The sequence below is a fragment of the Methylobacterium sp. 37f genome (assembly GCF_023093475.1).
In the GTDB taxonomy this organism is placed as follows: domain Bacteria; phylum Pseudomonadota; class Alphaproteobacteria; order Rhizobiales; family Beijerinckiaceae; genus Methylobacterium.
Genome location: NZ_JAGHKN010000140.1, coordinates 1 through 346 on the forward strand (window position 1 = coordinate 1; position 346 = coordinate 346).

At 59.0% G+C, this 346-nt stretch carries 2 rRNA genes; both read left to right on the forward strand.

Features of this window, described 5'->3' with window-relative positions:
* Positions 1 to 99: ribosomal RNA gene (locus J7U37_RS25000) — 23S ribosomal RNA — on the forward strand; the annotation flags it as partial.
* 148 nt (positions 100 to 247) lie between these two features.
* Positions 248 to 346 (forward strand): 5S ribosomal RNA (rrf, locus tag J7U37_RS25005); the annotation flags it as partial.

A 346-nucleotide genomic window follows, 5' to 3' on the forward strand; every position in this document is an offset into this window, starting at 1 on the left:
CTTGAGAGCCGTGGAAGACCACCACGTTGATAGGCTGGGTGTGCAAGCGCGGTGACGCGTTGAGCTTACCAGTACTAATCGCTCGATCGAGCTTGATCGCTCTCATGATCCGTGTTCGCATCACGACACTAAAGAGACCAATGACCCGGAGCCTTAACGGACCGAGGGTTCGCTTGAACCGGGGTCCCCGCCTGCGCGGGGATCTTCGCTTCGCTGCGACTTGCCGAACATCCTTGTCCTGCGCCGGTCTGGTGGTTTGAGCGGTGTGCCCAGAACCCGATCCCATCTCGAACTCGGCCGTTAAACACACCAGCGCCCATGGTACTGTGTCTCAAGACACGGGAGA